This is a genomic window from Nocardioides sp. T5, assembly GCF_048161455.1.
Taxonomy (GTDB): Bacteria; Actinomycetota; Actinomycetes; order Propionibacteriales; family Nocardioidaceae; genus Nocardioides.
Window position 1 is genome coordinate 2,075,121 of record NZ_CP182415.1, and the last position, 14,274, is coordinate 2,089,394.

General features: G+C 71.0%; 7 protein-coding genes. 6 read left to right on the forward strand and 1 reads right to left on the reverse strand.

Translation table 11 applies throughout. The features are described from left to right. Window positions 1–867 (forward strand): M56 family metallopeptidase, encoded by an 867-nt coding sequence (locus tag ACNKF0_RS10155; RefSeq protein WP_416958031.1) that lies wholly within the window; start codon window positions 1–3, stop codon window positions 865–867. Window positions 868–966: 99 nt separating this feature from the next. On the opposite strand, the gene ACNKF0_RS10160 is transcribed toward ACNKF0_RS10155, so the two are convergent. After that, entirely contained in the window at window positions 967–4,416 is a 3,450-nt protein-coding gene (locus ACNKF0_RS10160) for a M4 family metallopeptidase (RefSeq protein WP_416958033.1), read from the reverse strand. 185 nt (window positions 4,417–4,601) lie between these two features. Here ACNKF0_RS10160 and ACNKF0_RS10165 point away from each other — a divergent pair, with 185 nt between their 5' ends. The 5 genes from ACNKF0_RS10165 to ACNKF0_RS10185 all read left to right on the forward strand — a co-directional run bounded on the left by ACNKF0_RS10165 (window position 4,602) and on the right by ACNKF0_RS10185 (window position 14,255). Beyond that, window positions 4,602–7,235: a DNA translocase FtsK 4TM domain-containing protein gene (locus ACNKF0_RS10165; RefSeq protein ID WP_416958035.1), complete on the forward strand. Its 2,634-nt coding sequence runs from the start codon at window positions 4,602–4,604 to the stop codon at window positions 7,233–7,235. Beyond that, window positions 7,235–8,917 carry a helix-turn-helix domain-containing protein gene (locus ACNKF0_RS10170; protein WP_416958037.1) on the forward strand — a complete coding sequence of 561 codons (1,683 nt, stop codon included), beginning with the start codon at window positions 7,235–7,237 and terminating at the stop codon, window positions 8,915–8,917. Before ACNKF0_RS10165 ends, ACNKF0_RS10170 begins: the two co-directional genes overlap by 1 nt. A 184-nt stretch (window positions 8,918–9,101) precedes the next feature. Further along, window positions 9,102–10,553 carry a 30S ribosomal protein S12 methylthiotransferase RimO gene (gene rimO / locus ACNKF0_RS10175; RefSeq protein WP_416958474.1) on the forward strand — a complete coding sequence of 484 codons (1,452 nt, stop codon included), beginning with the start codon at window positions 9,102–9,104 and terminating at the stop codon, window positions 10,551–10,553. Beyond that, a complete protein-coding gene (gene pgsA / locus ACNKF0_RS10180) occupies window positions 10,550–11,197 on the forward strand; it encodes a CDP-diacylglycerol--glycerol-3-phosphate 3-phosphatidyltransferase (protein ID WP_416958040.1) in 648 nt (215 codons plus the stop codon). The genes rimO and pgsA overlap by 4 nt, the downstream gene beginning before the upstream one ends. A gap of 121 nt (window positions 11,198–11,318) precedes the next feature. Then, window positions 11,319–14,255 (forward strand): bifunctional metallophosphatase/5'-nucleotidase, encoded by a 2,937-nt coding sequence (locus tag ACNKF0_RS10185; RefSeq protein WP_416958043.1) that lies wholly within the window; start codon window positions 11,319–11,321, stop codon window positions 14,253–14,255. Window positions 14,256–14,274: the final 19 nt, after the last annotated feature.

Sequence of the window (14,274 nt, forward strand, 5' to 3'; positions counted from 1 at the left end):
ATGCCGACCCCTGTCGTCCTCGGCGCGCTCGCCGTGCTGCTGGCCGGCCCGCTGCCGTGGGCGTTCTCGCGGTGGACCCGGCTCCGTCGTACGCCGGCCGCAGCCATGCTGCTGTGGCAGAGCACGGCGCTGGCGGCGGTCCTGGCAGCGCTCGGCGCCGGGCTCGCGCTGGTGACCGGACGGCTCCGGCAGGGCGCGGCGGGACCCGGCGACGTCGTGGTGGCTGCGCTGGCCGGGGCGATCACCGTCGTGGTGCTGGCCCGGCTGCTGCTGAGCGGGCACCGCACGGGCACGTCGCTGCGCCGGATGCGACGGCTCCACCGCGAGCGCGTCGACCTGGTGGCACGGCTCGACGGGGGAGTGTCCGTCCTCGACCACGACGTACCGGTGGCCTACTGCGTGCCGGGCATGAACGGCGCGCGCATCGTCGTCTCGCGCTCGACCCTCACCCGCCTGGCCCCGGCCGAGCTCGACGCGGTCCTCGGGCACGAACGGTCCCACCTGCGTGCCCGTCACGACCTCGTGCTGGAGGCGTTCACGGTGCTCCACCTGGCGTTCCCGCGCTGGGTCGCCAGCGCCTCCGCGCGTCGCGAGGTGGAGGTGCTGGTCGAGGTGCTCGCCGACCGGGCGGCCTGTCGCGGCGGCGATCGGCGGGCCCTCCTGTCGGCCCTCGTCACGCTGGCGGGCTCGCCCGCGCCGGCCGGGTCGCTCGGATCGACGGGACCGTCGCTCGCCGCCCGGGCGGAGGTGCTGGGCGACCCGCGCTCGCACCCCTGGCAGGCAGCAGCCGTGGCCGTGCTGGCCGCGGGCATCCTGGCGCTGCCGACGCTGCTCGTGGTGCTGCCCTGGCTGGGCAGCCTCGTCTGAGGACAGCCTCGTCTGTCGGTGGTCGGACAGCACGAGGGCCCCGGCGGAGATCCGCCGGGGCCCTCGCGTGCTGCAGGTGGTGCTAGCCGATGACCTCGGTCAGCGGCGCTTGATGCGGAAGGTCAGCTTGTCCTTGCTGCCCTCGATCAGCTTGGAGCCCTTGTAGATGACCACGAGCTTGTGCTTGCCGGGCCGGTAGTTCTTGCGGACCGTCATCACCGCCCGCCCGTCGTCGAGCTTCCGGGTGCCGACCTTCTTGCCGTCGATGCGGAAGACGACCTTGCTCCTCGGGACGAGGTCGCCCTTGGTCCGGACCTTGCCGATGACGGTGAAGTCGCTCTTGAAGCGCGGCTTCTTGGGCGACACCTTGGCGATCGTCCGCGAGGGCTCCATCTCCGGTGCCGGCGGCGTCGTGGTGGCCGCGACGACCGTCGCGGTGAACGTCGCCGTGGACGTGGCCAGCGAGCCGCTGCCCTCGTAGGTGGCGGTCAGCGAGTGGGTGCCCACCGGCAGGTCGGCCGGCAGGGCGACCGAGGCCTTGCCGTCCGCGAGGGTGGCCGAGCCCAGCTCCTTGCCCTTGGCGTCGGTCACGGCCACGGTGCCCTCCGGGGCACCGCCGACGGAACCGGCACGCTTCACGGTGACCTCGGCGGTCGACGCGGTGCCGAAGGTGGACGGCTCCGGACGGTGCACCGCCTCGGTCGCGCTGACGAGCTTGCAGTCGACGATCTGCACGTTGTCGACGTACCAGCCCTCGTTGCCGCCACAGCCGTCGCGCCCGATGTCGAAGCGAAGCTGCACGGTGTCGCCCGGCTCGGCGCCGGTCGCGGCGATGTCGACCTGCGACTCGCCCCAGCTGCCCTTGGTCTGGCCACCGTCGGTGCCCGTGAAGCCGGGCTCACCCGCGAGCGGGTTGGTGTTGGTGGCAGGACCGGTGAGCGTGGTCGGCTCGTTGTAGAGGTAGGCAGCCGCCGGGATGGCCGTGAACGGGCCACCGTTGATGCTCATCTTCACGTTGCCGCCGTCATAGCCGATCTCCGTGGCGACGTAGTGCTCGAAGGTGAGCTTGGCCGAGCGCAGGCTGTCGGGCAGCTGCACGACCGGGCTCGCGATCGAGTCGCGGCTGGAGAAGTCGCCCGGGCCGTTGACGCACTGGCCCTCGGCGGGAGCGGGACCGAAGGCCACCTTGCTGGCGTGCGGGTCGCCGGTGCCGGCCGGGGCCGAGTCCACCGACTTCCAGGGCTTGTGGATGCCGCCTTCGAAGACCACCTCGTTGCTGGTGGTCCAGCCGGTCAGGCCGTCCTCGAAGTCCTCGCTCCACAGCACGTCCTCGGTGAAGCCCTCGCCACAGGTGGCGGGAGCGTCCTTGGCGAGCAGGGCCGTGAAGTTGCACTTCACCGGCTCGGTGCGCATCTCGGTCGCGGCCGTTGCGGCCTCGACCGAGGCGCAGTCACCCGCGGCGATCGGGGTGGCTGCCACGGGCGCGGCGTCGGGCTGGGTGGTCAGCTTGTTGATCGGCTGGCCGACCAGGTCGACGCAGGACTGCTCGAACGCGTTGGCCGCGTCGATGAAGTTGGACTGCGGCGTGAGGTAGGCGGTCTGGGCGCGCCACCAGATGGCAGCGGCCTTGTCGAGACCGAGGCCGGTCACGGTCTGGCCGTTGTCGGTGCCACCGTCGACGACCAGCGCGTAGGCGTGGTTGGGCACGCCCGAGTTGCTGTGCACGCCACCGGCGTCGGCGCCGGTCGGGTCGCACTTGTACTCGGCGTCGGTCACCTTGCCCGGGTCGCCGTAGCAGGTGGGGTTCCACATGTCGCGGATCGCGCCGCCGAAGGCCGTGGACTTCTCGCCCATGAGCCAGCGGGTGGTGTCGGGGCGCGAGGACGTGTCCTCTGCCTTGACCGCGACGCTGACGGGGTTGGCCGTGCTCTTGAACTTGGCACCGTCGGCCTGGGAGACCATCACGCCGTAGAGCGCGGGGTCACCCGAGAAGCCGGCCGGCGGGTCGACGTTGTTGTTGCCGATCACGATGCCGGTGGCGCCGGCGGTCTTGGCGTTGGCCACCTTCGTGGCGAAGGGGCACGTGCCGCGGTCGACGTAGGCCCACTTGCCCGACACGGCGGTGGCGTTGGTGAACGCGGTGCAGCCGTCGGTGGTGGTGGGACCGGTCGTGTTGGCGGCGTCGCGCGCGACGACGACCTCAGCGGTGATCTCGGTGGTCGGGAACGGCTTGGCGCCCGTCGCGGCCACCGCGGCGCACGGACCGGCGAGGCTTGCCGGGGCCGTGATGCGCATGTCGAGGCCGGGAGGCGCGGTCTTGTCGCAGTCGCCCACGGTGCGCTTGGCCTGGAAGTTCTCGCCCTCGTCCTCACGACCGTTGATCAGGTCGAGCGTCTCGCCCCACACGTCGGAGTAGGACTCGTTGAGGGCACCGGACTGGTACTGGTAGATCAGGCCGGAGGTGTACTCGGTGTAGGCGTGGCCCCACTCGTGGGAGACCACGTCGTCGGAGGTGACGCCGTTGCAGTAGTTGGTCGTCACGCCGTTCCAGTTGGCGTTGGGGCAGCTGATCCGCGGGTCGTTGTTGACCGTGCGCATGATGGCGCCGCTGCCGTCGTAGGAGTCGCGACCGAACGCGTTCTCGTAGAGCCAGTAGGACTCACCGGCGGAGTTGACGAGGTTCTGCTGGTCGTTGTTGAGGGTGCCCGGGAACGGGTCGCCCTCCTTCCACACGCGCGTCAGGGACGGCGACTGCGGGGTGCCGGTGGCCTCGTAGAGCTCGCGGCTGAGGGCGTCGTGCACCATCGACCAGCGGTTGAGCGCCTTGCCGGTCTGCGCGTCGATGAAGACGGCGTCGCGGACGTTCTTGTCGTTGGTGACCTCGACCTGGTAGGCGAGCACGGCCTCGCCGGCCTCGCCGCGGGTCGCGCCCATGCGGTAGACGACCAGCTCGGTGTCCTGGGGCTCGATGCCGGTCAGGTCGGCGGTCTCGCCGTCGTGGGCCGGCGGGTCCTCGCGGACCAGGCCCACCGCGCGCTTGCCGGCGTCGCTCGCGCTGATGCGCGGGTCGACCGACAGCGAGAGGTCGGGGGCGGCGTAGCCGTTGACCGAGGTCAGGTCGCCCTCGCGGTCGACCTGCACGCGCAGCATCGAGCCGAAGACGTCGACACCCTGGTAGGACTGGGTGTAGGTCGCGGTCCAGCCGGCCGCCGACTTCGTGACCTCGCTGCGGACGAGCTCGCCCGGCCGCGCGCCGAAGTTGGCGGCGTAGCGGTCGAGGTAGGCGTCGGCCTTGCTGGTCGCCGCGGCGAGGGAGTTGCCCTCGACGGACGGGAGCAGGTCTCCGTCGCCCTTGACGCGGATGAAGCCGACCTTCTTGGTGGCCTCCTCGCGCGTGACGGCGACGTCACCACTGGCCCGGTCGGCCATGGCGGCTACGCCGTTGGGGTCGGCCTGTGCGGCCGGTGCTGCCTGCACGCCGATCGTCGGGAGCGCGGCAAAGCCAGCCCCCACGACCGCGAGTGCAAGTCCTCTGTTGAGGAGCTTCACTCTCATTCCTCCGATTTCCGAGTCGCACTCGGAACCAGAGTCGCCCGAGTGACCCGGCTCACCATAAGTAGGACGTCCGACATTGGGAAGGGAGGGTGGACTATTTGCCCCCCCAGGGGTGGCCGCCGGCGACACGCACTCGTGTGATCCATGTGACGGGTGTGACCGGGCCGTAGGGTCGGACCATGGCGACCCGTACGTCTTCCCCGCCGGGGTCGCGGAGCTCGAGCACGTCTGGATCCAAGCGCACCACCAAGGGTTCGAGCACCCGATCACGGAGTACCAGCAAGCGCCCCGCCCCTCGCTCGTCAGCGAAGGGCCGGAGCGGCTCGAGCGCGCGTCCGGCACCTCGTGCCGTGCGCAGCGGTGCGGGCCCGGTCTCGCGCACGTTCGGCGTGCTCGGACGCGGCGTCGCCGCGGCGTGGCTCGGCATCGCCCACGGCGTGGGCGCAGTCGCCCGGTCGATGGGGCAGTCGGCCCGCGACCTCGACCCCGAGCACCGCCGCGACGGGGTCGGGCTGTTCCTCCTCGGCCTCGCCATGGTCGTGGCCGCCGCCGTGTGGTGGCAGCTGCCCGGCGGGGTGATGGACTTCGCCCGCTCGGTCACGTCGGGCGCGGTGGGCAAGGTCGGATGGTTCGTCCCGCTGTTCCTCGTCTACGCCGGCTGGCGCACCCTGCGCGACCCCGAGCGCAACGGGCCTGCGGGCCGGCAGGTCATCGGCTGGGCGGCCTTCACGCTCGGCCTGCTCGGCATCGTGCACATCGCCAACGGCAACCCGCAGCCGGTCCTCGGCGACGCCACCAACCTCCAGGAGGCCGGCGGTGCCGTCGGCTACGTCACCTCGAGCCTCCTGCTCGATCTCATGCAGACGACGTACGTCGTCGTGCCGCTGCTGGCTCTCCTCGCGCTCTTCGGCGTCCTCATCATCACCGCGACGCCCGTCTACCAGGTGCCGGTCAGGCTCGCCGAGCTGCGCGACAAGGCGCTGGGTCGTACGCCTGCCGAGGACGCCGCGGCCGACGACGAGCCGACCAAGCCGGTGCGCACGCGCCGCAGGTCGATGCTCGACGACGAGATCGACCCCGAGATGGGCGACCCCGCCTACGACAGCCCGGTGCTCTCCGACCGCGAGCTGAGGAAGCGCCGCAAGAAGAAGGAGCCGGCCGAGCCGGTCGAGGACTACGGCATCGACCTGTTCGCGGACCCGACCGACGCGATGTCGGACGCACCGACCGACGTCACGCCGGCGGTCGCCGCGGTCCCGGCCGGCAAGGACGAGACCGGACCCGTCGAGCCGCCGCCGCACACGCCGTTGCCGGCTCGCGTCGAGCAGCTCGCGCTGTCGGGCGACATCACCTACTCCCTGCCCGACAACTCCGCGCTCAAGCCGGGCTCGCCGCACAAGGCGCGTTCGAAGGCCAGCGACGCGGTCGTCGAGCGGCTGATGCAGGTGATGGACGAGTTCGGCATCGACGCCACCGTGACCGGCTACACCCGCGGCCCGACCGTGACCCGCTACGAGGTCGAGCTCGGCCCGGCGGTGAAGGTCGAGAAGGTCACGGCGCTGTCGAAGAACATCGCCTACGCCGTCGCGTCCGCCGACGTCCGCATCCTCAGCCCGATCCCCGGCAAGTCGGCGATCGGCATCGAGATCCCCAACACCGACAAGGAGATCGTCTCCCTCGGTGACGTGCTCCGGTCCACCACGGCCCGCTCCGACCACCACCCGATGGTGGCCGGACTCGGCAAGGACGTCGAGGGCGGCTTCGTCGTGGCCAACATGGCGAAGATGCCGCACCTGCTGGTCGCCGGTGCGACCGGCTCCGGAAAGTCGAGCTTCATCAACTCGCTGATCACCTCGATCCTGATGCGTTCGACGCCCGACGAGGTGCGGATGATCATGGTCGACCCCAAGCGGGTCGAGCTCAACGCCTACGAGGGCGTGCCGCACCTGATCACCCCGATCATCACCAACCCCAAGAAGGCCGCCGAGGCGCTGGCCTGGGTCGTGCGCGAGATGGACATGCGCTACGACGACCTGGCCAACTTCGGCTTCCGCCACATCGACGACTTCAACAAGGCGGTGCGGGCCGGCAAGGTCGAGGTGCCGGCGGGCAGCGAGCGCACGCTGACGCCGTACCCCTATCTCCTGGTCATCGTCGACGAGCTCGCCGACCTGATGATGGTCTCGCCGCGCGACGTCGAGGATTCCGTCGTCCGCATCACCCAGCTCGCCCGCGCGGCGGGCATCCACCTGGTGCTCGCCACACAGCGACCCTCGGTCGACGTGGTGACCGGCCTGATCAAGGCCAACGTCCCCTCGCGGCTCGCCTTCGCGACGAGCTCGCTGGGCGACAGCCGGGTCATCCTCGACCAGCCGGGTGCCGAGAAGCTGGTCGGCCAGGGTGACGGACTGTTCCTGCCGATGGGCGCCTCCAAGCCGGTGCGCGTCCAGGGCGCGTGGGTCACCGAGGCGGAGATCCACCAGGTCGTCAAGCACTGCAAGGACCAGCTCGAGCCGACCTACGTCGAGGACGTGACGGCGCCGAAGGAGTCCAAGCGTGAGCTCGACGACGACATCGGCGACGACATGGAGCTCGTGGTGCAGGCCATCGAGCTCGTCGTCTCCACCCAGTTCGGCTCGACGTCGATGCTGCAGCGCAAGCTGCGCGTCGGCTTCGCCAAGGCCGGACGTCTGATGGACATCATGGAGAGCCGCGGGGTCGTCGGGCCCAGCGAGGGCTCGAAGGCCCGTGACGTCCTGGTGAAGCCCGACGAGCTCGATTCCGTGATCGCCACGTTGGAGGGGGGAGCCTGATGGGCGCCAGGTCAGTTCAGGCAGCAGTGCACGAGGACGACGTCCACGACGAGACCGGTGAGCACGGGCCGCTCGCCGTCGCTCCCGACGCGGTGGAGGTACGCCGCAGCGCGGCCGTCGCCGCCGGCGTCGGGCTGACCGCGTCCGCGGTCGCCATCGCCTACCTCGGTCGGGCGACCCAGACCGGGTCCGCGCTCGACTGGGCCTTCGTGGTCGCGATGGGCCTGCTGGGTGCCTACTGGCTGGTGGGCCTCGTCGACGCCCGCACCCCGCTGCTCGTCGCGGACGCGCAGGGCATCCGGATCCGGCTCGGCCGCACCTGGCGCGGGCTGCCGTGGACGGCGGTGCACCACGTCGAGCACACGCCCCGGCGGGGCCAGCTCCGCGACGGCCGCCTGGTCGTCGTACCGCACAACCTCGAGCTCATCGAGGCCGAGCTCACCGGCACCGGCAAGCGCCACACCAGCATCTCCCGGTTGCTGCACGGCGCGCCGTTCGCGGTGCCGCTCGGGCTCTCGACGCGTGTCACCGGTGCCGACGGCGACCTCACCGAGGCGCTCGGTCGCGTCGCCCGCGACGCCAGCCAGATCGTCGTCCTCGAGCCCGCCGCCGACGAGGTCGGGGACCCCGGAACCGCCGACGTCGCGGAGTCCGTCGAGGAGACCGAGGCCCCCGAGGCCTCGCTGCCCGCGGAGCCGGTGGTCGTCGAGCCCGCCGTCGAGCCCGCCGTCGTGGCGAGCCCGACCCCGGCGGCGCTGCGTGAGACCGGCACCGCCCGGCGCTCGGAGGTGCGCCGCGATGTGGTCGTCGACGAGGAGGAGCCGGAGGGTCGCGAGCTGCGCCGCCCCGGTCGGGTCAGCCTCGTCGAGGAGACCCAGTCGTGGGGCGACCGGGTCCGCGCCATCGCGCGGCCGGGGGAGCCCGTCGAGCCACTCGTGCTCGACGACTTCGAGGTCGAGCCCGCCGAGGACCCGGTCATCGGTCCCGAGCTCGCGGCGGCACGCACGCGACTGGGTCTGAGCGTCGACCAGCTGGCCGACCGCACCCGGATCCGTCCGCACGTGATCGAGGCCGTCGAGGTCGACGACTTCGAGCCCTGCGGTGGCGACTTCTACGCCCGCGGCCACCTGCGCACGCTTGCGCGGGTGCTGGGCATCGACGTCGCGCCGCTGCTGGCGTCCTACGACGAGCGCTACGCCCACGCCCCGATCAACCCCCGGCGAGTGTTCGAGGCCGAGCTGGCCACCGGCGCGCACGGCTCCATCCGGGGGACCCGCGGCGGCCCGAACTGGTCCGTCCTGGTCGCCGTCGTGATGGCGCTCGTGCTGGCCTGGTCGATCGCCCGGCTCGTGATGGACACCCCGCCCGAGCTCCGCGGCGCAACGCCGGTCCTCAACGGCTCCGGTGGCCCGCAGGGGGCGGGCACCGCTCCGCTGGCCGAGCCGGTCGCGGTCGTGGTCAGCGCCGCCTCGGGCGGTGCCCAGGTCGTCGTACGCGACGGTGCGGGCGAGCAGGTCTTCAAGGGCAACCTGGCCGTGGGCCAGACCCGCGAGCTGAAGGCGTCGCCTCCGGTGCGCGTGATGTCGTCCGACGGCGCCGTGACCGTCTCGCTCGCAGGCGGCGAGGCCCGACCGGTGGGGGAGCCCGGCGTCGCCGGCCAGGGCACGTTCGTCTCCGACTGAACCGGCAGGTACCCGCGTCGTGAGTGGGGAGGATCGTCCTGACATGTCGAGGACGATCCTCCCCACTGTCGTCCCCGACCGGCGTGAGAGCGGCCTCACCGCCGCGGCAGTGCGGGTCCGGGCGCACGGACCCGGCATACTCACGGGTGCGATGACGACTGACACCGAGCTATCCCTGACCCCACTGAACGTCGCTGTGGTGACCCTCGGGTGCGCCCGCAACGAGGTCGACTCCGAGGAGCTGGCCGGGCGGCTCGAGGCCGGCGGGTTCGTGCTCGTCGACGACGCCGAGGACGCCGACACGGTCGTGGTGAACACGTGCGGCTTCGTCGAGGCCGCGAAGAAGGACTCGGTCGACACGTTGCTCGAGGCGGCCGACCTCAAGGCGTCCGCCGGTCACGGCGGCCGGGCCCAGGCCGTGGTCGCGGTGGGCTGCCTCGCGGAGCGGTACGGCAAGGACCTCGCCGAGTCGCTGCCCGAGGCGGACGCCGTGCTCGGCTTCGACGACTACCCCGACATCGCCTCCCGGCTGCGCGCCATCGTGGCGGGGGAGACCCACCACCCGCACACCCCGTCCGACCGCCGGCGGCTGCTCCCGATCTCGCCGGTCGAGCGCGACGCGTCCGGCGTCTCGGTCCCCGGCCACGACGTCGTGGCCGACGTCGACGAGATCGGTGAGGGCGCGCCCGCGACGGGACCTCGCGCCGTACGACGTCGCCTGGACTCGGGCCCGATGGCCCCGCTCAAGCTGGCCAGCGGCTGTGACCGTCGCTGCTCCTTCTGCGCGATCCCCAGCTTCCGCGGGTCCTTCGTCAGCCGCCGGCCCAGCGACGTGCTGCAGGAGGGCCAGTGGCTGGCCACGCAGGGCGTCAAGGAGCTCTTCCTCGTCAGCGAGAACTCCACGTCCTACGGCAAGGACCTCGGCGACCTCCGGCTGCTCGAGACCCTCCTGCCCGAGCTGAGCGGCATCGACGGCATCGAGCGCGTGCGCGTGTCCTACCTCCAGCCGGCCGAGACCCGGCCGGGCCTGATCGAGGCGATCGCCTCGACGCCGGGCGTGGTGCCCTACTTCGACCTGTCCTTCCAGCACGCGAGCGGCCCGGTGCTGCGGCGGATGCGGCGCTTCGGTGACCCGGAGAGCTTCCTCGGGCTGCTCGAGCAGGTGCGGTCGCTGGCCCCGCTGGCCGGCGTACGCTCCAACGTCATCGTCGGCTTCCCCGGCGAGACCGAGGACGACCTGCAGACCCTGTGCGACTTCCTGGTCGCGGCACGCATGGACGTCACCGGCGTCTTCGGCTACTCCGACGAGGACGGCACCGAGGCCGCGGGCTTCGCCGACGACCTCAAGCTCGACGACGACGAGATCCGCGCCCGCACCGAGCACGTCACCACCCTCGTCGAGGAGCTCAACGCCCAGCGGGCCGAGGAACGCATCGGCGAGCAGGTCGTCGTCCTCGTGGAGTCGGTCGAGGACGGTGTCGTCGAGGGCCGGGCAGCCCACCAGGGCCCGGAGGTCGACGGTACGACGATGTTGACCGGTGCTGCCCACGCGCGCGTCGGCGACCTACTGGCAGCGACCGTCACCGGCACCGACGGGGTCGACCTGGTCGCACGCACGGACGGAGAGCCGGCATGAGCACCGACAGCACCGACCACCAGGTCTCCAACTTCAACATCGCCAATGTCCTGACAGTGCTGCGCATCGCCATGGTGCCGCTCTTCGGCTGGGCGCTGCTGCACGACGGCGGCAACGACCCCCTGTGGCGCTGGGTGGCGTTCGGGCTGTTCGCCGTCGCGATGATCACCGACAAGATCGACGGCGACCTCGCCCGCAAGCACAACCTCATCACCGACTTCGGCAAGATCGCCGACCCCATCGCCGACAAGGCGATCACCGGCATGGCCTTCATCGGCCTGTCCATCGTGGGCGACATCTGGTGGTGGGTGACGATCGTCGTCCTGCTGCGCGAGTGGAGCGTGACGCTGCTGCGCCTGTCGGTCCTCAAGGACGTGGTGATCCCCGCCGCGCAGAGCGGAAAGATCAAGACGGTCCTCCAGGCGTTCGCGCTGGCCGGGCTCCTCTGGCCGCTCCCGCACGGTGACGCACACGGCGGGGCCTTCGACTTCTGGCCCGGCTACGTGGGCGAGGGCCTGTTCTACCTCGCCCAGGCGGCGCTCGCCGCAGCCGTCGCGATGACGATGTGGTCGGGCTACGAGTTCTTCCGCGACGTGCGCCGGCAGAGGGCTGTCAAGGGCGATCCCGAACTGTCCGGGAACTGACCGACAACCGACACCAAGTCGTTACCACGACTTCGGGAAAATCTCGACTTTCTGGGGGGTCGATGTCGGAGGTCTGAGGTTAGGGTGAGCCGGCTCACCCACCCTCTCGAAAGGTCTTCCTTTGTCAGCATCACGTCTTGGGCGCCGCTTCTCGCTCGCGACCGCCGTGACGGGACTTCTTGCTGCGCCACTCGCCGTGGTCACCACGGCTGCTCCTGCGCAGGCGGCTCCCGTCGACATCCAGATCCTCGCCACCAACGACTTCCACGGTCGCCTTCTCCCCAACACCTCCAACGGTGCCCAGGAAGCGGGTGCGGCACAGCTCGCCGGCGCGGTCAAGCAGCTGGAGTCCGACTACCCGGGCAGCACGGTGTTCACCGCTGCGGGCGACCTCATCGGCGCTTCCACGTTCGAGTCGTTCATCCAGCGCGACAAGCCCACGCTCGACGCCCTCAACATTGCCGGCCTCGACGTGTCCGCCGCGGGCAACCACGAGTTCGACGCCGGCTACGACGACCTCGTCGACCGCGTCATGACTCCCTATGACGCGACCACCAACCCCGAGGGTGGCGCTGACTGGCAGTACATCGCGGCCAACGTGAAGCAGGCCGGTGACCACAGCGCCTATGCCCTGCCCGACGTCACGGCCAACACCCCGGACCCCTCTGACGTGTCCGACGGCGGCACCTGGATGACGACGATGAACGGTGTCGACGTCGGCTTCGTGGGTGCGGTCACCGAGGACCTGCCCGCGCTGGTGAGCCCGTCCGGGATCACGGACATCTACGTCGACGACATCGTCTCGACGGTCAACCAGGGTGCTGCGGACCTCAAGGCCGACGGCGCGGACATCGTCGTCATGCTGATCCACGAGGGCGCGAGCTCGGAGGACATCGCCGCGCTCAGCGACGGCTCCGCCTTCGCCCAGATCGTCGCAGGCGTCGACTCCGACGTCAGCGCGATCGTCTCCGGCCACACCCACCTGGCCTACAACCACGCCGACCCCAACGCCGACACCGCCGGCCGGCCGGTCGTGTCCGCCGGGCAGTACGGCACGAACCTCAACAAGCTGGTCTTCACCGTCGACCCCGACGCCGGCACGGTCGCGCTGAAGTCCAAGGACGTCGTGCGGGCCAACACCGTGACCCTCACGGACCCGTCCGCCACGGCCGCACGCGACGCCGCGTCCACCGTGGTCCAGGACGCCGTGGCCAAGGCCGAGGTGCTGGGGGCTCGCGAGCTGGGGCAGCTGGCGATGCCGTTCAACCGCGCCAAGCTGGCCAACGGCAACGAGAACCGCGGTGGCGAGTCCACCCTGGGCAACCTGGTCGCCGAGGTCCAGCGATGGGCCACGGGACCGGAGTCGTCCGGCACGGCGCAGATCGCGTTCATGAATCCGGGCGGCCTGCGCGCCGACATGCTCGGCAACAACGCCAGTGGCTACCCGGCCGTCCTGACCTACAAGCAGGCAGCGGTGGTCCAGCCGTTCGCCAACACCCTGGTCACGATGGACATGACCGGGGCACAGATCAAGACGCTGCTCGAGCAGCAGTGGCAGCGTGACGGCTCCGGCAACGTCCCGTCTCGGCCGTTCCTGCGCCTGGGCACCTCCGAGGGCTTCGAGTTCACCTACGACGCGACGCGACCCGAGGGCGACCGGATCACCGGGATGTGGCTCGACGGCACCGCGATCGTGCCCGGCACCGTCTACGCGGTGACGGCGAACTCCTTCCTGGCGTCCGGTGGCGACAACTTCCGGGCGTTCAACACCGCCACCAACAAGCGCGACTCCGGACGCGTCGACCTGCAGGCGATGGTCGACTACATGGCCGCCATGTCCCCGGTGGAGGGTGACTCGACCCAGCACGCCCTCGGCGTGAGCTTCGCCCCCGAGGCGCCGTCGGTCTACCACCCGGGTGAGCACGTCCGGTTCTCCGTGACGTCGTGGGCGTTCACCGGCGCGGGAGACCCCCAGGACCAGTCGGTCACGGTCGAGCTCGACGGCAAGGAGATCGGCAGCCTGCCGGTCGACAACACGCCGGGCACCGCGGTGTTCGACGACTACGGCAAGATCGCCGGCGACGTGGAGATCCCGGTGGGCACGCCTCCGGGCGACCACGTGATCACGCTCGTCGGTCAGACCACCGGCACCACGCTCGACATCCCGGTGACCACCGACCGTGCCCCGATCAAGGCGGACGCCACCGTCACGGCGGTCGCGACCCCTTCGACGATCAAGGCGCAGACGGGCACGTCGGTCCTCGACGTCACCGTGGCCCGGCCCGGCACCAAGGCGACCGGCCTGGTCGCCGCGCTGCTCGACGGCCAGGTCGTCGGCGGAGCCGAGCTGGTGGACGGCAAGGCCGCGATCAAGGTCGGTCCGTTCGCCACGGCCGGCGAGAAGCTGATCGAGGTCACCTACTACGGCGACCAGGCGACCAAGGCGGCATCGGGCCAGGTGAGCCTCACCGTCGAGCCGGCGCCCGTGGTCGAGAAGGCCACGCCGACCCTGTCGGCGACCGTCAGCCCCGACACCGTGAAGGTCAAGAAGGACGGCGCCACCGTCTCCCTGGCGGTCACCAAGCCGTCCGGCACGGCGACCGGGGCGGTCATCGCGATGGTCGACGGCACCGTCGTCGGCGCCGGTGAGCTCGCGGGTGGCAAGGCGGACATCGCCCTGCAGCCCTTCGACGAGGCTGGCACGGCCACGGTCACGCTGAAGTACTTCGGCGACGAGAGCACGAAGGCCGCGCAGACCAGCGTCGCGGTCACGGTCACCAAGGCCAACCCGCGGGCCAAGGTGCGCGCACCGAAGAGCGTGGAGCGAGGGGACCGGGCCGTCTTCCGCCTGGTCTACCAGGCCGCGGACCTCAAGCCCTCCGGCAAGGTCACGGTCAAGGTCGCAGGCAAGAAGGTCACCAAGAAGCTGAAGAACGGCAAGGTGACGTTCCGCATCAAGATGACCAAGCTCGGCAAGAACAAGGTGGTCATCCGCTACCGCGGTGACGACCTCACGGCCGCCAAGAAGAAGGTCGTCCGCGTCCGCGTCACGCGCTGATCGCACCACTCCAGACGGG

Excerpts from the sequence above, each read along its gene's own strand:
- pgsA (WP_416958040.1), top strand. The coding sequence starts at position 10,550 with ATGAGCACCGACAGCACCGACCACCAGGTCTCCAACTTCAACATCGCC.
- ACNKF0_RS10170 (WP_416958037.1), top strand. The coding sequence starts at position 7,235 with ATGGGCGCCAGGTCAGTTCAGGCAGCAGTGCACGAGGACGACGTCCAC.
- ACNKF0_RS10165 (WP_416958035.1), top strand. The coding sequence starts at position 4,602 with ATGGCGACCCGTACGTCTTCCCCGCCGGGGTCGCGGAGCTCGAGCACG.
- ACNKF0_RS10155 (WP_416958031.1), top strand. The coding sequence starts at position 1 with ATGCCGACCCCTGTCGTCCTCGGCGCGCTCGCCGTGCTGCTGGCCGGC.